The sequence below is a fragment of the Streptomyces mauvecolor genome, assembly GCF_039532965.1.
Lineage (GTDB): Bacteria > Actinomycetota > Actinomycetes > Streptomycetales > Streptomycetaceae > Streptomyces > Streptomyces violascens.
The window spans coordinates 397,815-422,651 of the sequence record NZ_BAAASQ010000004.1 but is presented as its reverse complement, the minus strand read 5'-3'; the positions used below and the strand labels follow the sequence as shown (position 1 = coordinate 422,651).

General features: G+C 71.4%; 22 protein-coding genes. 9 read left to right on the top strand and 13 right to left on the bottom strand.

The features are described 5' to 3' along the window. Positions 1-7: 7 nt before the first annotated feature. On the bottom strand, positions 8-364 hold the full coding sequence (locus ABD346_RS05015) for a HesB/IscA family protein (protein WP_030933606.1): 357 nt from the start codon (positions 362-364) through the stop codon (positions 8-10). Between the two features lie 298 nt (positions 365-662). Between ABD346_RS05015 and nadA the strand changes: the two genes are divergently transcribed. Beyond that, complete coding sequence (gene nadA, locus ABD346_RS05010; RefSeq protein WP_344371948.1) at positions 663-1,877, top strand: quinolinate synthase NadA; 1,215 nt, start codon at positions 663-665, stop codon at positions 1,875-1,877. 94 nt (positions 1,878-1,971) lie between these two features. Here nadA and ABD346_RS05005 read toward each other — a convergent pair whose 3' ends face one another. From ABD346_RS05005 to ABD346_RS04985, 5 genes are all read right to left on the bottom strand, one after another. Next, a complete protein-coding gene (locus tag ABD346_RS05005) occupies positions 1,972-5,091 on the bottom strand; it encodes an efflux RND transporter permease subunit (RefSeq protein WP_344371946.1) in 3,120 nt (1,039 codons plus the stop codon). Between the two features lie 205 nt (positions 5,092-5,296). Beyond that, a complete protein-coding gene (locus ABD346_RS05000; RefSeq protein WP_344371943.1) occupies positions 5,297-5,986 on the bottom strand; it encodes a response regulator in 690 nt (229 codons plus the stop codon). Beyond that, the gene (locus tag ABD346_RS04995; protein ID WP_344371940.1) at positions 5,983-7,206 is read right to left on the bottom strand and encodes a sensor histidine kinase; all 1,224 of its coding nucleotides are present in this window, start codon (positions 7,204-7,206) and stop codon (positions 5,983-5,985) included. The genes ABD346_RS05000 and ABD346_RS04995 overlap by 4 nt, the downstream gene beginning before the upstream one ends. Before the next feature lie 39 nt (positions 7,207-7,245). Further along, positions 7,246-7,524: a PspA-associated protein PspAA gene (pspAA, locus tag ABD346_RS04990; protein WP_344371937.1), complete on the bottom strand. Its 279-nt coding sequence runs from the start codon at positions 7,522-7,524 to the stop codon at positions 7,246-7,248. Between the two features lie 19 nt (positions 7,525-7,543). Next, positions 7,544-8,338 (bottom strand): PspA/IM30 family protein, encoded by a 795-nt coding sequence (locus tag ABD346_RS04985; RefSeq protein ID WP_344371934.1) that lies wholly within the window; start codon positions 8,336-8,338, stop codon positions 7,544-7,546. Between the two features lie 263 nt (positions 8,339-8,601). Between ABD346_RS04985 and ABD346_RS04980 the strand changes: the two genes are divergently transcribed. The 3 genes from ABD346_RS04980 (at position 8,602) to ABD346_RS04970 (ending at position 11,197) form a co-directional block, all read left to right on the top strand. After that, positions 8,602-9,198, top strand: a complete 597-nt coding sequence (locus tag ABD346_RS04980; protein WP_344371932.1) for a DUF3043 domain-containing protein — start codon at positions 8,602-8,604, stop codon at positions 9,196-9,198. Between the two features lie 86 nt (positions 9,199-9,284). Then, positions 9,285-9,992, top strand: a complete 708-nt coding sequence (locus ABD346_RS04975; RefSeq protein WP_344371929.1) for a class I SAM-dependent methyltransferase — start codon at positions 9,285-9,287, stop codon at positions 9,990-9,992. 98 nt (positions 9,993-10,090) lie between these two features. Then, on the top strand, positions 10,091-11,197 hold the full coding sequence (locus ABD346_RS04970; protein WP_344371926.1) for a S1C family serine protease: 1,107 nt from the start codon (positions 10,091-10,093) through the stop codon (positions 11,195-11,197). Between the two features lie 39 nt (positions 11,198-11,236). Here the strand turns inward: ABD346_RS04970 and ABD346_RS04965 are convergent, their stop codons facing one another. Then, positions 11,237-11,446, bottom strand: a complete 210-nt coding sequence (locus ABD346_RS04965) for a hypothetical protein (RefSeq protein ID WP_344371924.1) — start codon at positions 11,444-11,446, stop codon at positions 11,237-11,239. A gap of 79 nt (positions 11,447-11,525) precedes the next feature. On the opposite strand from ABD346_RS04965, the gene ABD346_RS04960 reads away from it, so the two are divergent. From ABD346_RS04960 to ABD346_RS04945, 4 genes are all read left to right on the top strand, one after another. After that, on the top strand, positions 11,526-12,722 hold the full coding sequence (locus ABD346_RS04960; protein WP_344371921.1) for a bifunctional adenosylcobinamide kinase/adenosylcobinamide-phosphate guanylyltransferase: 1,197 nt from the start codon (positions 11,526-11,528) through the stop codon (positions 12,720-12,722). 30 nt (positions 12,723-12,752) lie between these two features. Further along, positions 12,753-13,838: a nicotinate-nucleotide--dimethylbenzimidazole phosphoribosyltransferase gene (gene cobT, locus ABD346_RS04955; RefSeq protein WP_344371919.1), complete on the top strand. Its 1,086-nt coding sequence runs from the start codon at positions 12,753-12,755 to the stop codon at positions 13,836-13,838. A gap of 81 nt (positions 13,839-13,919) precedes the next feature. Further along, the gene (locus ABD346_RS04950) at positions 13,920-15,689 is read left to right on the top strand and encodes a phosphatidylglycerol lysyltransferase domain-containing protein (protein WP_344371917.1); all 1,770 of its coding nucleotides are present in this window, start codon (positions 13,920-13,922) and stop codon (positions 15,687-15,689) included. After that, positions 15,686-16,417, top strand: a complete 732-nt coding sequence (locus ABD346_RS04945; RefSeq protein ID WP_344371915.1) for a hypothetical protein — start codon at positions 15,686-15,688, stop codon at positions 16,415-16,417. The genes ABD346_RS04950 and ABD346_RS04945 overlap by 4 nt, the downstream gene beginning before the upstream one ends. Here ABD346_RS04945 and ABD346_RS04940 read toward each other — a convergent pair. Beyond that, positions 16,366-17,121, bottom strand: a complete 756-nt coding sequence (locus ABD346_RS04940) for a hypothetical protein (RefSeq protein ID WP_344371913.1) — start codon at positions 17,119-17,121, stop codon at positions 16,366-16,368. The two genes, ABD346_RS04945 and ABD346_RS04940, sit on opposite strands and share 52 nt — an antisense overlap. Before the next feature lie 78 nt (positions 17,122-17,199). Here ABD346_RS04940 and ABD346_RS04935 point away from each other — a divergent pair, with 78 nt between their 5' ends. After that, on the top strand, positions 17,200-17,982 hold the full coding sequence (locus ABD346_RS04935; protein ID WP_344371910.1) for an adenosylcobinamide-GDP ribazoletransferase: 783 nt from the start codon (positions 17,200-17,202) through the stop codon (positions 17,980-17,982). Positions 17,983-17,985: 3 nt separating this feature from the next. Here ABD346_RS04935 and ABD346_RS04930 read toward each other — a convergent pair whose 3' ends face one another. From ABD346_RS04930 to ABD346_RS04910, 5 genes are read right to left on the bottom strand one after another with little or no spacing between them, the layout of a single operon-like run. Next, complete coding sequence (locus tag ABD346_RS04930) at positions 17,986-18,810, bottom strand: endo alpha-1,4 polygalactosaminidase (RefSeq protein ID WP_344371907.1); 825 nt, start codon at positions 18,808-18,810, stop codon at positions 17,986-17,988. Beyond that, on the bottom strand, positions 18,807-19,424 hold the full coding sequence (locus ABD346_RS04925) for a spherulation-specific family 4 protein (RefSeq protein ID WP_344371905.1): 618 nt from the start codon (positions 19,422-19,424) through the stop codon (positions 18,807-18,809). The genes ABD346_RS04930 and ABD346_RS04925 overlap by 4 nt, the downstream gene beginning before the upstream one ends. Positions 19,425-19,471: 47 nt before the next feature. Continuing rightward, positions 19,472-20,908, bottom strand: coding sequence for a hypothetical protein (locus tag ABD346_RS04920; protein WP_344371902.1), 1,437 nt, complete (start codon positions 20,906-20,908; stop codon positions 19,472-19,474). Continuing rightward, positions 20,905-22,452, bottom strand: a complete 1,548-nt coding sequence (pelF, locus tag ABD346_RS04915; RefSeq protein WP_344371900.1) for a GT4 family glycosyltransferase PelF — start codon at positions 22,450-22,452, stop codon at positions 20,905-20,907. The genes ABD346_RS04920 and pelF overlap by 4 nt, the downstream gene beginning before the upstream one ends. 52 nt (positions 22,453-22,504) lie before the next feature. Next, positions 22,505-24,517, bottom strand: coding sequence for a hypothetical protein (locus ABD346_RS04910; protein WP_344371898.1), 2,013 nt, complete (start codon positions 24,515-24,517; stop codon positions 22,505-22,507). Positions 24,518-24,837: the final 320 nt, after the last annotated feature.

Genomic DNA, 24,837 nt, shown 5'->3' with positions numbered 1-24,837 from the left:
GCGAGGCTTAGCTGAAGGAGTCGCCGCAGGCGCAGGAACCCGTCGCGTTCGGGTTGTCGATCGTGAAGCCCTGCTTCTCGATGGTGTCGACGAAGTCGATCGAGGCGCCGCCCAGGTACGGGGCGCTCATGCGGTCGGTGACGACCTTGACGCCGTCGAAGTCCTTGACGACATCGCCGTCGAGCGAGCGCTCGTCGAAGAACAGCTGGTAACGCAGGCCCGAGCAGCCGCCCGGCTGAACGGCGACGCGCAGCGCCAGGTCGTCCCGGCCTTCCTGCTCAAGGAGGCCCTTGACCTTGGCCGCGGCGGCGTCGGACAGGAGGATGCCGTCGCTCACGGTGGTGGTCTCGTCCGATACGGACATCTGCTTCTCTCCCGGGTTGTACGGAGACTGCTTGCCGACGGTTGCAACCGGCGGGGCCCCGGATTCATTCCGGGTTCTTCCCTTTCATGCTCGCACACGCGGGGGCGGGCGAGGAAAGGCCTGTGGACAACCCGGTACGGGAGCCGGCGCGGGCCGGGTGCGTCACATCGACGCTATGGCCATCGTCAAAGTGACGTGAAGCAGTTATGATAGATAGCGTCATTTAGACGAAAACCCCTCGGTGGAAGCACCGGGGCCACTGGAGCGGCTCCGCCGCACTGCTCAGGAAACAGAAAGGGTGCGTGACGTGACCACCGCCCAGCCCCGCCAGGACACCGCCGGCCGCGTCGAGCTCGACGTCCAGCCGACGCCGCTCGCGCTGCTCCTGCTCGGCCGCGAGGCCGACCCGAAGAGCGAGCGCGGCGTGGAGTGCCCCGGCGACCTTCCTTCGCCCTCCGACCCGGACCTGGTGGCCCGCGCCCGCGCGGCCAGGGCGAAGCTCGGGGACAAGGTCTTCATCCTCGGGCACCACTACCAGCGCGACGAGGTCATCGAGTTCGCCGATGTGACGGGCGACTCGTTCAAGCTGGCCAAGGACGCCGCCGCGAAGCCCGAGGCCGAGTACATCGTGTTCTGCGGTGTGCACTTCATGGCCGAGTCCGCGGACATCCTGACCGGCGACGACCAGAAGGTCGTCCTGCCGGACCTCGCCGCGGGCTGCTCGATGGCCGACATGGCCACTGCCGAGCAGGTCGCCGAGTGCTGGGACGTGCTGACCGAGGCCGGCATAGCCGAGCAGGTCGTGCCCGTCTCGTACATGAACTCCTCCGCCGACATCAAGGCGTTCACCGGGAAGCACGGCGGCACGATCTGCACGTCCTCCAACGCCGAGCGCGCCCTGAACTGGGCCTTCGAGCAGGGAGAGAAGGTGCTGTTCCTGCCGGACCAGCACCTGGGCCGCAACACCGCGGTGCGCGAGCTCGGCATGTCCCTCGACGACTGCGTGCTCTACAACCCGCACAAGCCGAACGGCGGGCTCACCGTCGAGCAGCTGCGGGGCGCCAAGATGATCCTGTGGCGCGGGCACTGCTCGGTGCACGGCCGCTTCTCGTTGGACTCGGTGAACGACGTGCGCGAGCGGATCCCGGGCGTGAACGTCCTGGTGCACCCCGAGTGCAAGCACGAGGTCGTCGCCGCGGCGGACTACGTGGGCTCGACCGAGTACATCATCAAGGCCCTGGAGGCCGCCCCGCGCGGCTCGAAGTGGGCGATCGGCACCGAGCTGAACCTGGTGCGGCGCCTGGCCAACCGGTTCGCCGCCGAGGACAAGGAGATCGTCTTCCTCGACAAGACGGTCTGCTTCTGCTCGACCATGAACCGCATCGACCTCCCCCACCTGGTGTGGACCCTGGAATCGCTCGCCGAGGGCAAGCTGATCAACCAGATCCAGGTCGACAAGGAGACCGAGAGCTTCGCGAAGCTGGCCCTGGAGCGGATGCTGGCGCTGCCGTAACCCGCCCGCCGCACTGCCCGCGACACGACGGAAGGCCGCCCCCCGGCTGGAGGGGGCGGCCTTCGTCGTTACGTCACCGGGTTGCTCGCCCGGGTCAGGCGTTGGCCGGCTCCAGCTGGTCGGAGTCGTCCGACGGGACCGGCAGACCCGCCTTCCTCGCGCGCTTGGCCGCCTTCTTCTTGGCCTTGCGCTCCTTGCGCAGCTCAACCATCGCATAGAGGGTCGGGACCAGGAGCAGGGTGAGCAGCGTCGACGTCACCAGGCCGCCGATCACCACGACCGCGAGCGGCTGGGCTATGAAACCGCCCTCGCCGGTGACGCCGAGCGCCATCGGGAGCAGCGCGAAGATCGTCGCCAGTGCCGTCATGAGGATCGGGCGCAGACGGTGGCGACCGCCCTCGACGACGGCCTCGACGACGCCGAGACCCTGCTTGCGGTACTGGTTGATCAGGTCGATCAGGACGATCGCGTTGGTGACCACGATGCCGATCAGCATGAGCATGCCGATCATGGCCGGGACGCCCATCGGGGTGCCGGTGGCGATCAGCAGGCCGATCGCGCCGGTGGCCGCGAACGGGATCGCGACAAGCAGGATCAGCGGCTGGATCAGGGACTTGAACGTCGCGACCAGGAGCATGAAGACGATCGCGATCGCCGCCAGCATCGCCAGACCCAGGTTCTTGAACGCGTCCGACTGGTCCGAGGAGACGCCGCCGATGGAGGCGGTGGCGCCAGACGGCAGCTTCAGGTCCTTGATCTTGGCCTGGAGGTCGGTGCTGACCTTGCCCGTGTTGTCACCGACCGGCTTGGCGGTGATGGTCGCGGAGCGGGCGCCGTCGATCCGGGTCATCGAGACCGGGCCGGGGACCAGCTTCACATCGGCGATGTCGCCGAGCTTGACCGCGCCCAGCGAGAGGTTCTTGAGCTGGTCCACGGTCGTGGCCGGGTCGGCCGCGGTGATGTACACATCACGCTCGGAGTCGCCCATGATCGCCTTGGTGACCTGGGTGCCCCGCACCTGCTGGGCGACGGCCATGCCGAGGGTGGTCTGGTTGAAGCCCGCGTCGGCCGCCTTGTCGTTGGGCTGCACCGAGACCCGGGGCACGCTCTGCGCCAGGTCGCTCTGGACGTCGCTGACGTCCTTGAGGCTCGCGACCGCCTGGCGGACCTGCTCCGAGGCCTTCTTCAGGACGTCGCCGTCGGCCGCCTTGACGACCACGCTCAGGTCCTGGCTGCCGAAGCCGCCGCCGGTCGAGATGGCCGGGTTGCCCGGCTGGCCCTTGAGGGCCGCCTCAAGGCGGTCGTGCGCCTTGTCGTAGTCGCCCGCGCTCTTCAGCGTCACGGTGTACGAGGCCTGGTTGGCGCCGGTGCCGCCGCCGAAGGCCGCCATGAAGCCGGAGGAGCCGACGGTGACCTGGTAGCTCTTGACCGCCGGGTCGGCGGCGAGGATCTGCTCGACCTTCTTGGAGGCCGCGTCCGCCGCGTCCAGGCTGGTGCCCGGGGCGAGCTCCTGCTTGATCGAGAGGGTGTCCTGCTCGCCCTGGTCGAAGAAGTTGGTCTTCAGGAGGCCGGCCATGCCGAACGTGCCGACCAGGATGACGACCGCGATCAGCACGCTGGTGAGGCGGCGCCGGGTGGCGAAGCGGAGCACGGGGACGTACATCCGCTGGAGGCGGGCCTTGTTCTCCTTCTCCTCGGCCTTGCGGCGCGCCTCGTCCGGGTCGATGCCCGCGATCGCCTTCGGCGGGCGCAGGAACCAGTACGACAGGACCGGGACGACGGTGAGCGAGACGAGCAGCGAGGCGAGCAGGGCCGCGGTGACGGTGAGGCTGAACGAGCCGAACAGCGCGCCCACCATGCCGCCGACCAGGCCGATCGGCAGGAAGACCGCGACGGTGGTCAGGGTCGAGGAGGTGACCGCGCCGGCGACCTCCTTGACCGCGGTGAGGATCGCGTACTGGCGCTCCTCGCCGTAGCCGAGGTGGCGCTTGATGTTCTCCAGGACCACGATCGAGTCGTCGACGACCCGGCCGATCGCGATCGTCAGCGCGCCCAGGGTGAGCATGTTGAGCGAGAGGTCCTGCGTCCACAGCACGATCAGCGCGAGAACCACGGACAGCGGGATGGAGACCGCGGTCACCAGCGTCGAGCGGACCGAGGCCAGGAAGAACAGGATCACGAGCACCGCGAAGAGCAGGCCGAGCGCGCCCTCGGTGGTCAGGCCGGAGATGGCCTTGGAGACCTGCGGGCCCTGGTCCGAGACGACGGTGAGCTCGGCGCCCGAGCCGAGGTCCTTCTTCAGGTCGGGCAGCTTGTCCTTGACGGCCTTCGAGATCGCGACGGCGCTGCCGTCGTGGTCCATGGTGGCCATCACGGCGAGGCTGGGCTTGCCGTTGGTGCGGGTGATGGAGACCCGCTGCGAGGGCTGCTGTTTGACGGTGGCGATGTCGCCGAGGCGGACCGGGGAGCCCTGCTGCGGCTTGATCCGCAGGTCCTCGATCTGCTTCAGCGAGGTGTACGGGGCGCCGACCTGGACGGTGCGGCTCTTGCCGTCCTCGGAGAACGAGCCGCCGGGGACGGTCGCGCCGCCCGCCTTCAGGGCGTCGCCGAGCGTCATCGTGGTGAGGCCGGCCGCGGCCAGCTTCTTCGGGTCGGGCGTGACGTTGACCTGGAGGTCCTGGACGCCGTCGACGCTGACGCGGCCGACGCCCTTGATGTCCTGGAGGACCGGGACGACCGTGCGGTCCAGCTGGTCGGCGAGCGCCTGCTGGTCCTTGTCGGAGGTCACCGCGAGCACGACGGTCGGCATGTCGTCGGTGGAACCGGCCACGACCTGCGGGTCGACTTCCGAAGGGATCTGGGTGCGGGACCGGTTGACGGCCTGCTGGATGTCGGCGACGAGCTGCTTCGTCCCCGTGCCGTAGTCGAAGGTCGCCATGATCACGGCGTTGCCCTCGGACGCCGTGGACGTGATGCCCTTGACTCCGCTGACGGCCTTGATGTTCTTTTCGAGCGGCTCGACGACCTGCTTCTCGACCACGTCGGGGGACGCGCCCTGGTAGGGGGCGAGCACCGACACCATCGGCAGTTCGATGGTGGGCAGCAGTTGCTGCTTGAGCTGCGGAATGGCGATCGCCCCGAAGACGATCGCGACGATCGACATCAGGCCTATCAGGGCCCGTTGTGCGAGGCTGAATCTGGACAGCCAGGACATGGGTGGGGTCTCTCTTCTGTGGCGTGCGAGCGGCGGTACCCGGCAGGGGGCAGGCGGGACCGGCCCGTGATCACGCGGCGCATCACCCGGGAAGACCCGGCCCCCACCTATAACCCTCGGTCATGGGGCGGGGCCGATTCCTCGCTCCCAGGTCCCTTTCCTTATCCCGCGCATACCGCAGCCGCAGTACGCCGCGCTCCACCCTTCAGTCCACCCGTGGGCGGACAAGGCCCGATTCGTACGCGATGACCACCAATTGGGCGCGGTCGCGGGCGCTCAATTTGGCCATCGCGCGATTGACGTGGGTCTTGACGGTGAGCGGGCTGACCGCCAGGCGCTCGGCGATCTCGTCGTTGGAGTGGCCGCCCGCGACCTGGACCAGGACCTCGCGCTCGCGGACGGTGAGGGCGGCGAGCCGCTCGCCGTGCCGCCGCGGGTCCTCGCCGCCGCCGTCCCAACTGCCGCCCTGCGCGAGGAAGGTGGTGATCAGGCCCTTGGTCGCGGCCGGGGAGAGCAGCGCCTCACCGGCCGCCGCGATCCGGATCGCGCCGAGCAGTTCCTCGGGTTCGGCGCCCTTGCCGAGGAAGCCCGAGGCGCCGGCCCGCAGCGACTGCACCACGTACTCGTCGACCTCGAAGGTCGTCAGCATCACCACGTGGACGGCGGCCAGCGCCGGGTCGGCGGTGATGGCGCGGGTGGCGGCGAGGCCGTCGGTGCCGGGCATCCGGATGTCCATCAGGACCACGTCCGGCAGGGTCTTGTGGACCACGTCGACGACCTCGGCGCCGTCGGCCGCCTCGCCGACGACCTCCATGTCCGGCTCGGAGTCGACCAGGACGCGGAACGCCGAGCGCAGCAGTGCCTGGTCGTCGGCGAGTACCACCTTGATCGTCATGACGTGCCTTCCCCCGTGGCCCCGGTCTCCGGGGCCTTGACCGGCAGTATCGCCTGTACGCGGAAGCCGCCGCCGTAGCGGGGCCCGGCCGTGCAGCTGCCGCCGAGCGCGGTGACGCGCTCGCGCATGCCGAGCAGGCCGTGCCCGCCGCCGTCGCCGTTCCCGCCGCCCGCTGCGGTGCCGTTGTCGATGACGGTGATCTCGGTGTTCGGGCCGACCCGTACGACGCTCACCTCGGCCTTGGCGCCGGGACCCGCGTGCTTCTGCACATTGGTGAGCGCCTCCTGGATGACCCGGTACGCGGCGAGGTCGACGGAGGCGGGCAGCGGGGAGTCGTCGATGCGGGCGAGTTCGACCGGCAGCCCCGCGCGCCGGAATCCGCCGAGCAGGTCGTCGAGGACGGCGAGCCCGGGGGCGGGCTCGGTGGGGGCGGCCGGGTCGCCGGACTGACGCAACAGGCCGACGGTGGAGCGGAGTTCGTCGAGCGCGGAGCGGCTGGCCTCGCGCACATGGGCGAGGGCCTCCTTGGCCTGGTCGGGCCGTTTGTCCATGACGTGGGCGGCGACCCCGGCCTGGACGTTGACCAGCGCGATGTGGTGGGCCACCACGTCGTGGAGGTCGCGGGCGATCCGCAGCCGCTCCTCGGCGACCCGGCGCCGGGCCTCCTCCTCGCGGCCGTGCTCGGCCCGCTCGGCGCGCTCCCTGATCGCGTCGATGAAGGCGCGCCGGCTGCGCACGGCGTCTCCGGCGGCCGCGGCCATGCCGGTCCAGGCGAAGATCCCGACGTGTTCCTGGGAGTACCAGGGCGGGGTCCCGAAGAGCATGGCCGTGCCGGTGAGCACGACGATGGTGAGCACGCCGACCCGGTAGGTGGTGGGCCGGTCGGTGTGGGCGGCGACCGTGTACAGCGCGACGACGGCGCTCATCGCGACGGGCGCGGGCGGGGCGCCGAGGCTCAGCTCGACCACGGTGAGCGCGCTGGTGCAGGCCAGCACGGCCATGGGCCTGCGCCGCCGCAGGACGAGGACGGCCGCGCCGAGAGTCATCAGGACGAGCGAACGCAGGCCCGGCGTACGGGTGCCGAAGGTGGGACCGTTCGGCCCGTGCGGGTCGGCGAAGGACCCGATGACCATGCACAGCAGTACGCCGAGGGCGAGGGCGGCATCCAGGGCCAGCGGATGCGCCCTGAGCCATGGGCGGGCACGGTCGACGGGAGTCACGGTCACCTACCGTAAGGGGGCCGGGAGCCCGGCCCCCGGTCAGCCCGGAATGAGCCCCTCGTCGCCGAGCATCTCCCTGACCTCGTCCAGCGTCGCGTCCGGCCTCGGAAGGATCAGCTCGGACGGCTCCAGGGCGTCGTCGGGAAGGGGCTCGCCCAGGCGGCGCACCGCGTCGAGGAGGGAGCCGAGCGTGCGACGGAAGCCCTCCTCGTCACCGGCCTCCATCTCTTCGAGGAGCTCGTCGTCGAGCTTGTTGAGCTCGGTGAAGTGGCTGTCCGCCAGCTTCACCTGCCCCTCCCCCATGATCCGGACGATCATGAACGTCTCCCGTTGCTCGTCACTGCTTGTCGAAGCGCGGGCTCTGCTGCGGGGCCTTGTCCTGGGGAGCGGCGGTGCCGCCCTCGATGGCCTGCTTGCCGCCGGCCGGGCCACCCATCAGCTCGGCCTTCATCCGCTGCAGTTCCAGCTCTACATCCGTACCACCGGACAGCCGGTCCAGCTCGGTCTGGATGTCGTCCTTGGCGAGGCCCGACTGGTCGTCGAGGGCGCCGGAGGCGAGCAGCTCGTCGATCGCGCCGGCCCGCGCCTGGAGCTGCGCGGTCTTGTCCTCGGCCCGCTGGATGGCCATGCCGACGTCGCTCATCTCCTCGGAGATGCCCGAGAAGGACTCCGCGATCCGGGTCTGGGCCTGGGCCGCCGTGTACGTCGCCTTGATCGTTTCCTTCTTGGTGCGGAAGGCGTCGACCTTGGCCTGGAGGCGCTGGGCCGCAAGGGTGAGCTTCTCCTCCTCGCCCTGCAACGTCTGGTGCTGCGTCTCCAGGTCGGTGACCTGCTGCTGCAGCGAGGCCCGGCGGGACAGGGCCTCGCGGGCCAGGTCCTCACGGCCGAGCGAGAGGGCCTTGCGGCCCTGGTCCTCCAGCTTGGAGGACTGGCTCTGGAGCTGGTTGAGCTGCAGCTCCAGACGCTTGCGGGAGGTCGCCACGTCGGCGACGCCCCGGCGCACCTTCTGGAGCAGCTCAAGCTGCTTCTGGTACGAGTAATCGAGGGTCTCGCGAGGGTCCTCGGCCCGGTCAAGGGCCTTGTTCGCCTTCGCGCGGAAGATCATCCCCATACGCTTCATGACACCGCTCATGGGCTTCGCGCGCCCCCTTCTGACGGACTCCAGCTCCAGCTGCTGCAACAGAACCCACAGTACGGGCCCTGCATCCATTACCGCACTGTTCGGGCGACGATGCGCTCATCCCCAAGGACGACTGCGTCCCGCGCCGATCCGGCGCAGGGAGTAGGTGAACCTCGGGGAACCGTGCATCCGCTGCCTCTACAGACGCAAGGCGTTGTGGGATCGTTCCCCACCGGCCTGGGGTCCATTCCCGATACCCCGTACCCTTGGGGATTGTGTTCCGTAGCCGTTCCAACGCAGAGAAGGCCCCCACCGACAAGGTGACGGCGGACCTCTCCAAAGCGCCCCGCGACCCCGAGGCCCCCAAGGGGCGCCCCACTCCCAAGCGGAGTGAGGCCCAGACCCAGCGCCGCCGTGCCTCGACCGCGCCGACCGACCGCAAGGAGGCCGCCAAGCGCCAGCGCGAGGCCCGCCGGGTCGACATGGCCAAGCAGCGCGAGGCGCTCGCCAACGGCGACCAGCGCTATCTGCCGGCCCGCGACAAGGGCCCGGTGCGGAAGTTCGTCCGCGACTTCGTCGACTCCCGGTTCTCGGTCGCCGAGATGTTCCTGCCCCTCGCGGTGATCATCCTGGTCCTCTCGATGATCCGGATCGGCAGCCTGCAGAACCTTTCGCTGCTGCTGTGGCTCGTCGTGATCGTGCTGATCGTCCTCGACTCGATCGGGCTCGCCTTCCGCCTGAGGAAGGCGCTGGCCGCCCGCTTCCCGGACGAGCCGAAGAAGGGCGCCGTCGCCTACGGCCTGATGCGCACGCTCCAGATGCGCCGGCTGCGGCTGCCCAAGCCGCAGGTCAAGCGCGGAGAGCGGCCCTGAGCGGCGGGCCGTCCGGCTTCACCGGCGCAGGTGACGCCTGGCTCAAGGGCCTCGCCGGGCTGCGCAACGTCGTCCGCCAGGAGCTCGTGGCCCGTCAGCTCGACGAGCAGATAGCCGCGCGCTTCCCGGTGGGCCAGCGCCTGCGCATCCTGGACGTCGGCATGGGCCAGGGCACCCAGGCCCTGCGCCTGGCCCGCGCCGGGCACTCGGTGACCGGCCTCGAATCCGATCCCGGGATGCTGAAGGTGGCCCGCGAGTCGCTGGCCACCGAGCCCGAGGGCATCCGCGAGCGGGTCCGCCTGATCGAGGGCGACGGCCGCGAGACCGGGGTGCACTTCCTGCCGGGCTCCTTCGACGTGGTGCTCTGCCACGGCGTCCTGATGTACGTCCAGGAGCCCGACGCGATGCTCGCGGGCCTGGCCCGGATGCTCGCCCCCGGCGGCCTCCTCTCCCTGCTCGTACGGAACGCGGACGCGCTGGCCGTGCGGCCCGGGCTCGCCGGCGACTGGCCGGGCGCCCTGTCGGCCTTCGACACCGACTCGTACACCAACCGGCTCGGCCTGCCGGTGCGGGCCGACAAGCTGGCCGCGCTGACCCGCACGCTCGACGGGATCGCGGCGCCGCTGCACGCCTGGTACGGGGTGCGGGTGTTCACCGACAACGTGCCGAACGAGACGCCGCTGCCGCCCGCCGACGAGCTGGACCGCCTGCTCGCCGCCGAGGACCGGGCGGGCCGCACCGACCCCTACCGCCAGGTCGCGGCGCTGCTGCACCTCTTCGGCGTACGGGACTGAGCCAGGGGTATCCGCCGATTGGGCCCCGGCCCGGGGTCCCGGTACCTGATCGGGCGCACCGACAGGCCGTCAAATCGGACCAAAGGGATACTCCTGCCATGGATGCATCTCTTCGCACCGGCCGGGTGCGCCGTGCTGCCCTGCCCCTGACCGCCGCCGTCGCCACCGCCCTTCTCCTCGGCGGCTGTTCGGACACGGGCGCCGCGGCGGTCAAGGCCTCGCCGAGTACGTCCGCGAGTGCGTCGGCGAGTTCTCCGGCGGCCCAGCGCAACGGCGGCGGGGCCGACAGCCTGCAGAGCGACTACCAGCGGGTGATCAAGGACGTGCTGCCCTCGGTCGTGCAGATCGAGGCGTCCAGCAGCCTCGGCTCGGGGATCGTCTACGACAACCAGGGGCACATCGTCACCAACGCCCATGTCGTGGGCAACGAGAAGAGCTTCAAGGTGACGACGTCCGGCAGCAGCTCGGCGGTCAGCGCCCGGCTTGTCGCGGCCTATCCCGAGCAGGACCTCGCGGTGATCAGGCTGGACTCGGTGCCGGGCGGCCTGAAGGCCGCGAAGTTCGGCGACTCGGCGAAGGTCGAGATGGGCCAGATCGTCCTCGCGATGGGCTCCCCGCTCGGCCTGTCCTCCAGCGTCACCCAGGGCATCGTGTCCGCGACCGGCCGCACCGTCTCCGAGGGCCAGGGCGGCGGCGGGACCGGCGCCACCATCGCGAACATGGTGCAGACCTCGGCCGCGATCAACCCCGGCAACAGCGGCGGCGCGCTGGTCAACCTGGACAGCGAGGTCATCGGCATCCCCACGCTCGCCGCGACCGACCCGGACATGGGCGGCAGCGCGGCCCCCGGCATCGGCTTCGCGATCCCGGTGTCGATGGTGCGGACGGTCGCCGACCAGATCATCAAGAGCGGCAGGGTCACCGACTCCGGCCGGGCCGCGCTCGGCATCACCGGCCGCACCGTGGTCGACGCGGGCTACCAGCCGGCCGGCGTCGCCATCGTGCAGGTCGCGGCCGACGGCGCCGCGGCCAGGGCGGGCCTGAAGCCGGGCGACATCATCGTCAAGCTCGACGACACCGGCATCACGACCATCACCTCGCTCACCGAGGCACTGGCCGCGGACAAGCCCGGCCAGAAGGTGCAGGTGACGTACACGCGCGACGGTACGAACAAGACGGCCGAGGTGGCCCTCGGCGAGATCTGAGCCGGGCCGGGGGCGACGAGCGCGCCCCCGGCCGGGCCGTCAGACCTGGTCGGCGTGCAGGCTCATCGGGCCGTAGATCCGTGTGCCGTCCTCGGACAGGAAGACCTGGTCGGCCCCGCCTTCGAGCAGGTCCTTCCACACCTCACCGATCCAGGACTCCGCATCGCCCTGGGTCGTGAACTCCTCCGGCACCACCGCCGGCTCGACCTCCGTACCGTCCGACTTCTCGAAACGCCACGTCCACGCCATGTCCGCCTCCTGGGTCACGTTGCTGCCCGCAGCGTAACCGGGCGCGCAAGAGGGCCGGTGACGCGGGAGGATCGTGCCTGTGGAACTGACTCTCCTCGGTACCGGGGCCCCCACCGGCCTGCCGCGCCCCGACTGTCCCTGCGCCGCGTGCGCCGTCGCCCGCGGCGACGACGCGCGGGCCGCGACCGCCCTGCTCGTCGACGGCGCGCTGCTGCTCGACCTCACCCCGGGTGCGGCGTTCGCCGCCGCCCGGGCCGGACACACCCTCGCGGGCGTGCGCCAGGTACTGCTCACCCATCCGCACGCCGGGCCCGCCGTGGAGCTGCCCGCCGGGCTGCCCACGGCCGGGCGGGTGCCGGACGGCCGCAGGCTGACGTTGATCAGCGGCCACCGGGTGCTCGCGGTGCCGCTGGACTCGCCCGGGACCGGGTACGAGGTGACCTCCCCGGAGGGCGAGCGGCTCCTCTACCTGCCCCCGGGCGGCGCACCCGCCGGGCCCGCCGAAGTGCGCCCGTACGACATGGTGGTGGCCGATGTCGCCGGGCGGCCCGACGCGCTGGCGCGGCTGCGGGCGGCGGGCGGCATCGGTCCCGCGACGGACGTGATCGCCGTCCACATCGACCACGACGTGCCGCCCGGGCGGGAGTTGGAGCGCCGGCTCGCGGCGCTCGGCGCGCGGGCGGTGCCCGACGGCACGACGCTGGTCGTCGGCGAGTACCACGCGGTGCCCGACCTGCCGCGCCGCACGCTCGTGCTCGGCGGCGCGCGCTCCGGCAAGTCGGTGGAGGCCGAGCGGCGCCTCGCGGGCTTCCCGCAGGTCGTGTACGTGGCGACGGGCGGCACCCGCGACGGCGACGCGGAGTGGGCCGCGCGCGTCGGCCTGCACCGCGAACGCCGCCCCTCCTCCTGGCGCACCGAGGAGACCTGCGAACTCGCGCCGCTGCTCGACGAGTCGGGGCCGCCGCTCCTGATCGACTGTCTGGCGCTGTGGCTGACCGACGCGATGGACCGGGTCGGCGCCTGGGACGACGAGAAGTGGGCGGCGGGCGGCGAGCGGGCGCTGAGGGACCGTACGGCCGAGCTCGTCGCGGCGGTCCGGGGCACCTCGCGGACGCTGGTGGCGGTGAGCAACGAGGTCGGCTCCGGCGTGGTGCCCGCCACCTCGTCGGGGCGGCGGTTCCGGGACGAACTGGGGCGCCTGAACGCGCTGTTCGCGGCCGAGTGCGAGCAGGTCCTGCTCGTCGTGGCGGGGCAGGCGCTCACGCTGCGCGGCTGACGCGAGCGCGCTGGCGGTACTGTTCGGCAAATGAGCAGGCTGAACCTGGACGACTTCTCCGATCTGATCGAACGCCCCGACAACGGTGTGCGGCGGGACGCCGAGGAACGCCGGGAGCGCCTCACCGTGCCGCCCGGCGCCCTCGGCCGGCTCGACGAGCTGGCCACCTGGCTGTCGGCGGCGCAGGGCGCCAACCCGGTCCGGCCCGTGGAGCGGCCCCGCGTGATCCTCTTCGCGGGCGACCACGGCGTGGCCGGGCTCGGCGTCTCGGCCCGCCCGGCGGCCTCCGCGCACACGCTCGTACGCGCCGTCCTCGAAGGCGCCAGCCCCGTCGCGGTGCTCGCCCGCCGCCAGGGCACCCCGGTCCGCGTCGTCGACGCAGGCCTGGACTGCGACCCGGCCCTGCTGCCCGAGGACGTCGTACGCCACCGGGTGCGGCGCGGCAGCGGCCGGATCGACATCGAGGACGCGCTCACCGTCGAGGAGGCGGAGGCGGCCGTACGGCTCGGCATGAGGATCGCCGACGAGGAGGCCGACTCCGGCACCGACCTGGTGGTGCTCGGCGACCTCAGCGTGGGCGGCACCACGCCCGCGGCGGTGCTGATCGCCGCGCTGTGCGGCACCGACGCCTCCGTGGTCACCGGCCGCGGCGGCGCCGGGATCGACGACCTGGCGTGGATGCGCAAGTGCGCCGCGATCCGGGACGCGCTGCGCCGGGCGCGGCCGGTTCTCGGCGATCAGCTGGAACTTCTGGCCGCGGTGGGCGGCGCGGACCTTGCCGCGACCACCGGTTTCCTGCTGCAGTGTGCGGTGCGCAGACTGCCGGTGATCCTGGACGGGGTCGTCTCGTCGGCCTGTGCGCTGGTGGCTCAGCGGGCGGCCTTCCGGGCTCCGGACTGGTGGCTCGCGGGCCAGCTGAGCGGCGAGCCGGGCCAGTCGAAGGCACTTGACCGGATGGCGCTCAACCCTCTGCTCGATCATGGCGTCACAGTGGGCGAAGGAACCGGGGCATTGCTCGCTCTTCCCCTCGTACAAGCCGCGGCCGCACTGGCCGCGGAGCTGCCCGAGCGCACCGACCGGCGCACGGAGAGCTCCGAGGAGAACGGCGACGCGTGAGCCGCGGCGGAGCCGGGGGGCCACCCCTCGGCTCCGCCTGCGACCACTGTGAAACGCTTTGCCGCCATATCATCGCGTTTCATGGGAGAAGTCCGCTTGAGCACCACCGAAGGAACGAACCGGAGCACCCCCCGGTCGCGGCGCGGGGCGGCATTCGCCGTCTGGTACCTGCGCGTCGTGACGTTCATCAATTTCCTCAGTGCCGTCTGGGTCACCCTCGGCCAGGGGCTTCGGCGGCACAACACGGACGACTACTTCACTCCGTACCTGCTCGAAGCCGGCTTCACCTCGGGCGTCGTCACGCTGTTCCTCGCCGTCACCATGCGCCGGCGCAAGCGGGCCGCCTGGATCCTCAACATGGTGCTCGGCGGCCTTTTCCTGGCCCTGTTCGCGTTCGCCATGGCGTTCCCGGAGATCCACCGCTACGCGCAGAACTGGGTCTCGCTCGCCCTGACCGCGGCCTTCGTCCTCGCCCTGCTGCTCGGCCGCCGCGAGTTCTACGCCAAGGGCGACCGCTCCAACCCGCTGGCCGCGGTCGCGACCGCCGTCGGCGGCCTGCTGGTCACCTCGCTGATCGCGGCGGTCCTGGTCAGCGCCACCAACACCTACGACGGCACCGACCACTCGACGTTCCTGCAGCGCTGGCGCTACGGCGTGATGCGGCTGGTGTTCCTGGTCCCCGACGACCGGCACACCCAGGGCATCACCACCCCGGGCTGGGTCAACGTCACCATCAACGTGCTGGCCACGCTGCTCCTGATCGCCGTCATCTACGCCGCCTTCCGCAACCGCAAGGCCGTCGACCCGCTCACCGTCGAGGACGAGGAGAAGCTGCGCGCGCTCCTGGACAAGCAGGGTGAGCGCGACTCGCTCGGCTACTTCGCGCTGCGCCGCGAGAAGGCCGTCATCTGGTCGCCGACCGGCAAGGCCGCCGTCACCTACCGCGTCATCAACAGCGTCTCGCTCGCCTCGGGCGACCCGATCGGCGACCCCGAGGCCTGGCCGGGCGCGATCGAGCCGTGGCTGGCCGAGGCCCGCGAGCACGGCTGGATCCCGGCCGTCACCGGCGCCAGCGAGGAGGCCGGGCAGATCTACGCGCGGCACGGCCTGGACGCCCTGGAGATGGGCGACGAGGCGATCGTGGAGACCGCCGAGTTCACCCTGGAGGGCCGCGCGATGCGGACCGTGCGCCAGGCGTACAACCGGGTGAAGAGGGCCGGGTACGAAGTACGGATCCGCCGCCATGCGGACATTCCTGCAGAGGAGATGGACGAACTTCTGCGCAGGGCCGACGACTGGCGCGACGGCGCCACCGAGCGCGGCTTCTCGATGGCTCTCGGCCGGCTCGGCGACCCCGCCGACGGCCAGTGCATGATGCTCGAATGCTTCGACGGCGAGGGCGAGTTGAGGGCACTGCTCAGCTTCGTGCCGTGGGGGCCGAACGGCCTCTCGCTCGATCTGATGCGCCGTGACCGCGACTCCGAGAACGGCCTGATCGAGTTCATGGTGATCGAACTCCTGCAGCGCGCCAAGGAGATCAAGATCACTCAGGTCTCGCTGAACTTCGCGATGTTCCGTTCCGTCTTCGAGCGCGGCTCGAAGCTCGGGGCAGGACCCGTGCTGAGGCTGTGGCGCTCGCTCCTCAGCTTCTTCTCCCGCTGGTGGCAGATCGAGTCCCTTTACCGGTCCAACGCCAAGTACCGGCCGATCTGGGAGCCACGGTTCACGTTGTTCGAGAAGAGTGCGGATCTGCCGCGGATCGCCATCGCGTCCGCGCGCGCCGAAGGGTTCCTGGAGGCCCCCGGGCTGCCCAAGTGGCTGCACCGCAGGCATCTGGAATCGCAGAGATGAACGGCCCGCGCAGGGGCGCCGTGGGCCGGTTCGCCGAGCGCGAGTGGGGGCCGCTGTACAAGACCGTGAAGTACGCGCTGCGCACCCGGCGCTGGCGGGCGATCCCGCTGACGATCTCCGCGGTCCTGCTCACCTCGGTCTTCCAGGTCATCCAGAACCAGTCCTGGGGCTTCCGGCCGATCCAGGTCATCGGCTCCGTGAAGGCCGAGTACCCCTTGTGGATCTCGCTCCTGCGCACCCCGTTCTCGCTCTTCGTGCCGGCCCTCGACCTGCCGGTGTGGGGCGCGCTCGCCCAGGTCCTTCTCGTGTTCGGCATCGCGGAGATCTGCGTCGGACGCGGCCGGATGCTGCTCATCGCGTACGCGGCGACGCTGGCCGGCACCCTGTACGCGCGGGTCGGCATCCACATCGGCCCGGACAGCGTCTTCGGGCTGCCCGCCTCCGCCGCCAAGATGGTCGACACCGGCCCCTCGGCGGCGGTGGTCGCCCTCGCGGTGTACGTGTGCTGGCGCTACCGGGCGTACTGGACGGCCGGGACGGTCGCGCTCGCGATGGTCGTCGAGGTGGTGCTCAAGAACAACCTCGCGGGCAAGGAGCACATCGCGGCGCTGATCGTGGTCGCCGTGATCTGCTGGATCACCCATGTGCGGCGCAGGCGGCGACGCGACCGCCATGATCAGGGGCGGCGCGCCGGGAGCCTGTCGGGTGCGCCGCCGATCCAGTCCTGAAAGCGGCGCAGCGGCTGTGACCAGCGCCGGTCGTGGCGATAGGCCCTGAGCCCGGCCCTGGCCCTGGCCCGCGGCCGGTTCCGATAGAAGCGCTGGGCCCACGGAGAGCCCGGCCGGGCGAGGCGGATCGCGCCGAAGAGGGCCACGAACGGCACGAACGTGCCGATCACCGACAGCCGCACCTTGCCCTTGAACAGCGAGATCAGCACGAAGCAGAAGTTGATCGCGATCGTGGTGATGAACGAGCCCCGGCTCTCCCGCTCCCCGGGGCTCACGTCGTTGACGCCGAGCGGTGAGAAACCGGCGAGCACCAAAGCCATGAGGGCGGCCGTCATCACCACGATCTCGACGCTCTTGCGCCCGTTCTCGCTCCAGTACACGTCGTCGAGGTGCAGGATCAGCGCGAACTCGTCGAGGACCAGGCCCGCGCCCATCCCGAACAGGACGGCGAAGACGGCCGCCGCGACCCCGTGCCGGCCGCTGCCGACCGCCCCGAAGCCGCCGACGACGGTGAGGATGACCCCGGGCACCACATGGTGGATGTGCAGCCCGCCCGGCCTGATGTTCCGGAAAGGGCCGCGCCCGGCCCGGATCAGACGCGTGATGGAGCGCGTGACCAGGAACGTCACGACGAACGCCGCCAGCGCGAGCAGCATGGGGAGCTTGCCCGGCTCGGTGATGTTCCGGTAGAACCAGTGACCCATCCCACCCGCCCTTGTTTGCGCTGGTATGCGCAATTTACCGCCGCCGGGGGGTGCGGTGCTCGGGATACCCTGCGCCGGGTGAACCCCAGCAAGGCCCTGCACGGCGTACGTTTCGCCTTCGGCACCCTCACCGTCTTCCCCGCCCGGATCACCCGGTGGGACCGCGCCGCCGCTCGCGCGGGGATGACTCTCGCCCCGCTGGCCGGGCTCGCCGTCGGCCTGTGCGCGGCGGCCACGGGCGCGGGGTTCTGGGCGGCCGGGGCCGGGTCGCTGCTCGTGGCGGTGGTGAGTGTGGCCGTGCCCGCCCTTCTGACCCGGGGTCTGCATCTGGACGGGCTCGCCGATGTCGCCGACGGGCTCGGCAGCGCCAAGCCCGCCGAGGAAGCGCTGCGCATCATGAAGCGCAGCGACATCGGCCCGTTCGGGGTGGTCGCCCTGCTCTTCCTGCTGCTCGCCCAGATCGCCTCGCTGTCCCGGCTGTACGAGGACGGCTGGGCCCGGGGTGCCGCGGCCACCGTCGTCTCGGCCGTGGCCGCCCGCGCCGCCCTCACCCTGGCTTCCCGGCGCGGGGTTCCGGCGGCGCGCCCGGACGGGCTCGGCGCGGTGGTGGCGGGCACGGTGCCGGGGCGCCGCGCGGCGCTGGTGGCCGCCCTGGTGACGGCGGCCTCCGCGGCGGCGGGACTGCTCTTGGGGCCCTGGTCCGCGCTGCACTTCGCGCTCGCCGTGCCGGCCGGGCTCGCGGTGGCCCAGGTGCTGCTGCGGCGCTGCGTGGGGAGGTTCGGCGGGGTGACGGGCGATGTGTTCGGGGCGGTCGCGGAGGCTTCCGCGACGGTGACGCTGGTCGCGCTCACCCTGGGCTGAGCCTCAGCAGGGCTGCCGCCAGACCAGCAGGTCGTACTTCTTCTCCATCGAGCTGAGCCCGAGCTTCCTGGACTCGGCGCAGAACTTGGCCGGCGGGAGTTCGTACTCGACGTGGAAGACGGCCTTGCCCGCCTTCACGAACGGCGTGAGCTTGTCGCACTCGCCGTACTGGGCACACTGTTCGTTGACCGCGAAGTCGAAGTGGGCGAGCAGCTGCGGGATCTGGTCGAGGTCGTTCTTCAGGCCGACGGCCAGGCCCCGGTCATGGGCCAGCCGGGCGATGAGCTCGTTGTACTTGAGCTGGTCGGCGGCCTTGAGGGGGAAGCCGGTGTCGTTGTTGTAGCCGTCCATGTTGTCCGGCTCGACCGCGTCGAAGCCCTTCGCCCTGCACAGGTCGAAGCGCTTGGCGATCAGCGGTTCGAGGACGTCGGTACGGCGGATGTCGAGCCAGCGCTCCCCGTCCCAGCCGTTGCCCTTGCCGAGCACGTCCCGGGGGAACTGCTTGGCGTCGGGCCGCCAGTTCTCCCAGGCACCCGTCGAGACGTAGCAGATGACCTTGCGGCCCCGGCGGTGCAGATCGGCGACGGCCGCCGCGTCCTGGTCGACGGCGTCGATGTCGTACACCTGGACGTCCACGGCCGGGTCGAGCTTGCCCTTGAGCTGCCACTGCCAGGTGAGACCCGGCCTGGGCTGCCAGTGCGGGCCGGACGGGGCGGGCGGCACGGTGTCGCCGCCGCCCCCGTCCCCGTCGTCGGGTCCGTCCGGGGAGCTGGTGCACGCCGCCGCGAGCAGGAGCAGCGGGACGAGCAGGCGGAGTGGGCGTTTCACCGGACGGGCTCCAAGCAGTGCGGCAACGTGCCCCAGGGGTGCGGCAGTTGACCGGGGACGAGGCAGTGGACCGGGGCCTGGGCGACCGCGTCGGGCGGGGCCCCGTACACCAGATGGCAGGTGTCGGGCCCGGTCGGCCCGGCCGGCGGGTAGGCGGACCAGGGCCCCTCGAAGGTGACCAGGAGGTCGGCGATCCGGGCGTAGCCGGGGTGCGGGACGGCGCCGTGGTTCAGGACGAGCGTGACGTACGTGTCGTACGTGGCGGCGAGCGCGGCCCGCAGGTCGGCGTAGTACGGCAGTTGGAGCGCGGAGGTGGCCACCTGGTCGAGGAAGAGCCCGTGCACCCCGTACCAGGCGCGGTGGCGGGCCGCCTCGCGCACGACGTCCTGCGGCGGGCGCGCGCCATAGGCGGTGTCCACATAGCCGAGCACCCGCACGCCCGCCGAGCGCAGCCGGTCGGCCACCTCGGCGAAGGCCGCGTCGGCCGAACTCCCCGCGCCGTTGGCCGGGTTGAGGACGACCCCGTACAGCGAGGGCGCGGCGGCGATCAGCGCGTCCCAGGCCTCCGGCTGCTCGGCCGGGTGCTCGTAGTAGGGCACCAGCAACTTGCTCATGTGCTTCCTCGCAGCGCGTTCGGGGTACTCGGGGGTCCTCGATCCGATCATGGCCGGTGGGCGGTCGCCCTTCCCACCAGGACGCAGACCAGCATGGCAAGCAGCGCGGCCGCTGTCCCCGACACCACCAGACCGGTCGGCGGCGGCGCGCCCAGGAGCAGCGCCAGGGTCTGGGCGACGGCCGCCGTGCAGCACACCAGGGCCGCGCCCGGTGCCGCCCCGAACGACTGGAGCAGCAGCCCGGTCCACAGCACCGCGCCGATCAGGAGCAGCGTGGCCAGGCGCAGCCCGCTCAACGCGGGGGCGTCCGGCCACAGCCGGGTGCCGGCCTCGGCGAGCCCGGCCAGGATCAGCAGGTACGCGCCGATGCAGACGGTCACGGTGGCGGCGACCGAACCGCGGAACCCGCGCGCGCTGGAGGTGGTCCGAAGCCCCGCCAGGCTCTCGGCGCGGAAGCGGTGCAGAAGCCATTCGGCGGGGCCCATGCTGAGAGTGAGGGCGACGGCGGAGGGGCCCGCGACCGTGCCCGCCGAGCCGTGCCGGAAGATGTCGCCGAGGGCGGCGTACAGGACGAGGACGCCCGCCCCGAGCCCGAACAGGCCGTACGGCACGGAGGCGGCGATCCGGGGCGAGACGGCGCCGCGCGGCCCGGGACCCGCCGCCTCGCCGCGCAGCGTGAGCACGGCCAGCGTCACGGCCGCGGTCAGCGAGACGACCAGCAGCACCGGCCCGACGAAGGACGGAAGCCCCGGTACGACGCCGAGGGTGAGCGGCAACAGGGCCCAGAACAGCGGGCGTTCACGGCCGAGCACGAGCAGCGCGGTGGCCGCCGCGAGATAGCAGCACTGCCCGGCGGCGAACGCGGCGGCGGGCAGCTCGCCCGGGCCGGTCGCGGCGAGGGCGGCGAGCGAGCTGAGCGCGGCGCCGAGCGGGGCCCCCAGGCGCAGCGCGCGCACGGCGGCCGGCCGGTCGGCGAGGCTGAGCCAGGAGTGGGCGCGGTGCGAGAGCGACTGGTTCCACACCCAGCCGGTGACGGCCCCGGCGAGCAGCGGAATGGTTCCGGCAGGCAGGCCGAGCGCGGTGCGGGGGCCGGACAGGAGGGGCGCGCCCAGGACGTAGGCGAGCCCGGGCAGCGCGAAGACGAGGCCGCGCAGGAGGCAGGAGCCGAGGTGGGCGTGCCAGGGTTCGGCGGGTGGCGCCGGGGGCTCGGGGTAGCGGCGCTCGACGCGGCCGTAGAGCTCCTCGGCGAGCGAGAAGGAGTCGGGGTGCCCGTACACAGCTCTTATCTGAGCGTCCGACATGCCGTCGGACTCGATAATGGCGGCTATTTCATCCGGATGGACGGCAGCCGCTATCAAGTCCTCCAGACGCAGGGCGAGTTCGGCGAGGGGGTCGTCCTCGGGCAGCCGGGGCAGGCGCTGGCGCGGGATGAAGGGCAGGGTGTCCTGCCCTTCATCCCCGCCGACCCACAGGGAACCGCTCACCGGGGCGCCCCGCCGAGGGTGGGCTGCGGGTCGCCGGACAGCTCGCGGTACCAGGGGTCGGTGAGCCGCAGCGTCCAGTCGTCCTCGGGCGTGAACCCGGCCGGGGCGAGTTCGGGTTCGGGGCATCCGGCGAGTTCCAGATAGATGCGCCGGAAGCCGTCCACCGAGCGGTGCAGGGTGAATTTGTCGACCACGCGCTGCCGGGCGGCGGCGCCCAGCGCGGCCCGCCGCTCGTGGTCGCGGAGCAGCCCGAGGGTCGCCTCGGCCATCACCGCGGGCTCGCGCGGCGGCACCACGAGACCGGCCTCGCCGGCCGCCTCCCGTACGCCTCCGACGTCCGTGGAGACGGTGGCGCGCCCGCAGGACATCGCCTCGATCAGCGAGAACGGGAAGCCCTCGCTGATGCTGGAGAGCATCACCACGCTGCCCGAGGCGTACGCGCTCGCCACGTCGCTGACCCGGCCCTCGTACGAGATGCCGTCGGTGACGCCGAGTTCGGCGGCCAGCTTCTCCAGGCGGGTCCGGTAGTCCTCGCCGCCGGCCGGCACGCCTCCGTACAGCCTGAGCCGGGTCTCGGGGAGTTCGGCGCGGACGATGGCGTACGAGCGGATCAGGGTCTCCAGGTCCTTGATCGGGTCGATGCGTCCGCACCAGCTCAGGGTGGGGACGGCCGGGTCGGGTCCGGCGTGCGGGAAGAGGTCGGGGTCGACGCCGTTGTAGACGGTGCGGATGCGCTCGGCGGGGGCGCCGCCGCGCTCCTCCCAGCGGCGGTTGTACTGGTTGCACGGGGTGATCAGGTCGGCCTGCTGGTAGCCCATGGTGTTGAGCTCCCGGTAGAAGCCGAGCAGCACCGCCTTGACCGGCCAGCTCTGCTCGCCGGTGCGGTAGCCGAGGTAGCGCTCGCGCAGGTAGATGCCGTGTTCGGTGAGCAGGAAGGGCACGCCGTCGAAGTGCTGGGCGGCGAGCGCGGGCAGCGTGGCGAGGCCGCTGCTGACCGCGTGCGCCACGCTGTCCGCCGGAATGCGGGCGGACAGCGGGCGCAGTGCGTGTTCCAGGAGGTCGGTCGCGGTCAGGGCGTCGTGCACGGTGGGCCTGGCCCTGGACAGCGCCAGGTGCGGCATGGTCCAGATCCACATCAGCGACTTGAGCGCCGCTTCGGAGCGGAGCGCCGCCGAGAGCCGCCCGGCCCGGGCGAGCTCCGCCAGGCCGTACAGGGCCGAGGCGAAGTCGCAGCCGGAATCCGGGTCGAGCATGGCGAGCAGGAAGCGCTCGTAGGTGTCGGTGAACCGGCGCCTTTCCTTGCCGAGGAGCGGCCGGCGCCTGCCGGGCTGCGGCCCCCACAGGGGGAAGGCCGTGTGCCGGTAGACGTTGGCCGGCAGCTCCCAGGCGACCGGCTCGCGGCCGCTGCCGGTGAGGGCGACGACGTTGAAGTCGACCTCCGGCATGCCGCGTACGAGCTGATCGCACCAGGTGCTGACGCCCCCGTGTATATGCGGATATGTGCCTTCCGTGAGCATGCTGACATGACGGCCACTGCTCGGCATGGATGTCCCCCCAGGACAAGCGGTCGTGCGTGACGAGCGGTCGGGCAGCTGGTCAGGCCGGCAGCTTCAGCGTGATGGCCGACTGGAGCAGCTCGGGCGAGGACCAGTCGGAGCGCTGACCCGCGTACGGCGTCCCGAACGCGGTGGTCCCGAGGAGCAGTTGCTTACGGGTGCCCTCCGGTGCCGTGATCGGTGCGGCCACCCCCTTCGGAGCCTGCACGGTGACGGTGTCGCCGATCCGGTAGGCGGTCACCGAACCGGAAGCCAGCGCCTTGTCCCAGGACGCCCTGCGGCTGAGCTCGGTTCCCGCGTCCTTCTCGCGCAGGTTCACGATCGGCGCGCTGTCCGCGTACAGCGCCTTGTAGTCGCCGAGGACCTTGTCCAGGACCGGGTAGAGGATCCGCTCCTCTGCCAGGTTGGACTGGTGCACGTAGTGCGGCCGCGGGTCGTTCCACAGCACGTGCGACAGGGCGGTCCTGGCCTCCCTGGGGACGATGTACGACTGGTAGCCGGTGGCGGTGTCGAGCGGGGCGGTCATGCAGGTGGAGGCCGGGTTGTTCTCGCAGACGCCGCTGCCGCCGTCGGCCTTGGAGGTGTACAGCCAGTTGTACTCGTCGGTCATCTCGGCGGCCTTGCCGACGTTGTAGTACACGTTCATCGGGTGCCGCGGGACGGTCTGGGCGGCGCCGACCGCACGCTGGTCGGGCTCGCGCGAGGCGTCGCTGCCGGTCCACTTGACCCCGTTGTCGGCGAGCGCGCCCGCCAGGTTCGGGTTGTCGTCGGGCTGCTGCGGCAGGACCCTCATCCCGGAGTGCTCACCGGTGACGAGCTCGCTCTTGTCGACCGGGAGGCCCTTCTGGGCGGCCCAGGTGTTGTTCTGCGAGATCTGCGCGGAGATGTCGGCCCGGCTCATCCACTGGGTGGAGCCGTCGGCGTTCTTCTTGCACTGCCACGGCACGACGGTGTTGTCCTGGACACAGCCGAGGAACTCGTGCGTGTAGGTGTGGTTCACCCAGCGGTACTTGGTCTTGTCGGCGAGCAGTTGGGTGGCCAGCGCGTCGGTGCCGCCGTTCTCGGACTTCCACTCCTCGCCCGCGCCCGCGTTGAAGACCATGTCGAGCGTGAACCCGTTGGCCTGCTCCCACTGGGCCGCGTACACGGCGTCGGCCGCCGTCATGCGGATGTCCGGGTTGGTCGCGCCGCCGTCGGGGCAGTCGAAGTCGCCCGGGGTGCAGTTGTGGACGCTGTCCCAGCGCGAGTCCGGCGCGAACACGTCGTCCACGTGCACCGTGAAGTAGTTGCGGCTCTGGCCGAGGTGCACCCCTTGCGTCACCCACTCCACCATGCCCTTGGCCAGCGCCTGGAACTGCTCCTGGTACTGGTTGTAGGCGAAGGTGACGACCAGTTCGCTGCGGCCGTCGTGGGCGTACTGGCCGAGCAGGGTGCCGCCGGTCGGCGCGTCGAGGTAGCTGGTGAAGCCGTCCCTGGGGTGGCCCGCGTAGCCGTAGCTCTCCGGCACCGCGGGGTCGTTGTCCTCGAAGGTGAGCGGCCCGTCGAGGTAGCCGAAGGGCCCCGCCTTGCCGGCCGCGGTGACCTGGGACTTGACGCCGTCCAGGACACCGGACCAGCCGCCGTTCTGGTCGGTGTAGTCGATCCCGACCTCGGGGTGCGCCCAGGTGTACGCGTCGACCTGGCGGATCCCGAAGGTCTTCTCGTACGTGGCGAGAGCGGCCTGCTCGGGGGCGTCGGCGGAGCCGAACGGGATCTCGTTGGGCGCGACGACGCCCTGGAACTTGGCGCGCGGGCGCCCGCCGACGGTGTCGCTGAGGAAGGCGGCGTTGATGACCGGCCGGCCCTGGGCGGCCAACTCGACCGTCTGGTACGGGACTCCGGTGTTCTTCAGCTCGGCGACTATCGCCCCGACCGCGCTTCCGCCGTCGTCGAGGACCAGCACCTTCAGATCGATCCGCGGCGCGACGGTGGCCGCCGCGTTGGCGGCCGGGACGGCTGTGGTGAGCAGCCCGGCAGCCATCAGCGCCGTGAGCGCAAGCCGGGTTCTGCCCATTTTCAAGGCCTTCGCCTTCATGTGTCCCCCCAAAGAGAGTCTCCGCGCGCGGAGTGCGCATGGAGAACCTGTGGTGATGATGCAAAGAGGCACGGTGCCCCCCGTGCCCGATTGAGGCGAGTGTGACGTAGCTCTCACGAAGCGTGCGGGCCAAACATGAAAGAGACACCACGGATGAGTGAATTACCGCCACCGCTATCGAACGCCGTCACCGCGCGTAGGCTCGGTGACCGATGGTCGACCCGCCCGAAATACGATGTCCCCGGCCCCGGCCGGCCCATCCGACGGTCGAACACTCCACAGGATTCTCAAGGAAGAGA

What these genes read in the sequence shown, in the direction of transcription:
- ABD346_RS05015 (WP_030933606.1), bottom strand. Translation starts at nt 364, where the DNA reads ATGTCCGTATCGGACGAGACCACCACCGTGAGCGACGGCATCCTCCTG.
- ABD346_RS05005 (WP_344371946.1), bottom strand. Translation starts at nt 5,091, where the DNA reads ATGTCCTGGCTGTCCAGATTCAGCCTCGCACAACGGGCCCTGATAGGC.
- ABD346_RS05000 (WP_344371943.1), bottom strand. Translation starts at nt 5,986, where the DNA reads ATGACGATCAAGGTGGTACTCGCCGACGACCAGGCACTGCTGCGCTCG.
- pspAA (WP_344371937.1), bottom strand. Translation starts at nt 7,524, where the DNA reads ATGATCGTCCGGATCATGGGGGAGGGGCAGGTGAAGCTGGCGGACAGC.
- ABD346_RS04985 (WP_344371934.1), bottom strand. Translation starts at nt 8,338, where the DNA reads ATGAGCGGTGTCATGAAGCGTATGGGGATGATCTTCCGCGCGAAGGCG.
- ABD346_RS04970 (WP_344371926.1), top strand. Translation starts at nt 10,091, where the DNA reads ATGGATGCATCTCTTCGCACCGGCCGGGTGCGCCGTGCTGCCCTGCCC.
- ABD346_RS04965 (WP_344371924.1), bottom strand. Translation starts at nt 11,446, where the DNA reads ATGGCGTGGACGTGGCGTTTCGAGAAGTCGGACGGTACGGAGGTCGAG.
- cobT (WP_344371919.1), top strand. Translation starts at nt 12,753, where the DNA reads ATGAGCAGGCTGAACCTGGACGACTTCTCCGATCTGATCGAACGCCCC.
- ABD346_RS04950 (WP_344371917.1), top strand. Translation starts at nt 13,920, where the DNA reads ATGGGAGAAGTCCGCTTGAGCACCACCGAAGGAACGAACCGGAGCACC.
- ABD346_RS04945 (WP_344371915.1), top strand. Translation starts at nt 15,686, where the DNA reads ATGAACGGCCCGCGCAGGGGCGCCGTGGGCCGGTTCGCCGAGCGCGAG.
- ABD346_RS04940 (WP_344371913.1), bottom strand. Translation starts at nt 17,121, where the DNA reads ATGGGTCACTGGTTCTACCGGAACATCACCGAGCCGGGCAAGCTCCCC.
- ABD346_RS04925 (WP_344371905.1), bottom strand. Translation starts at nt 19,424, where the DNA reads ATGAGCAAGTTGCTGGTGCCCTACTACGAGCACCCGGCCGAGCAGCCG.
- pelF (WP_344371900.1), bottom strand. Translation starts at nt 22,452, where the DNA reads ATGCCGAGCAGTGGCCGTCATGTCAGCATGCTCACGGAAGGCACATAT.
- ABD346_RS04910 (WP_344371898.1), bottom strand. Translation starts at nt 24,517, where the DNA reads ATGGGCAGAACCCGGCTTGCGCTCACGGCGCTGATGGCTGCCGGGCTG.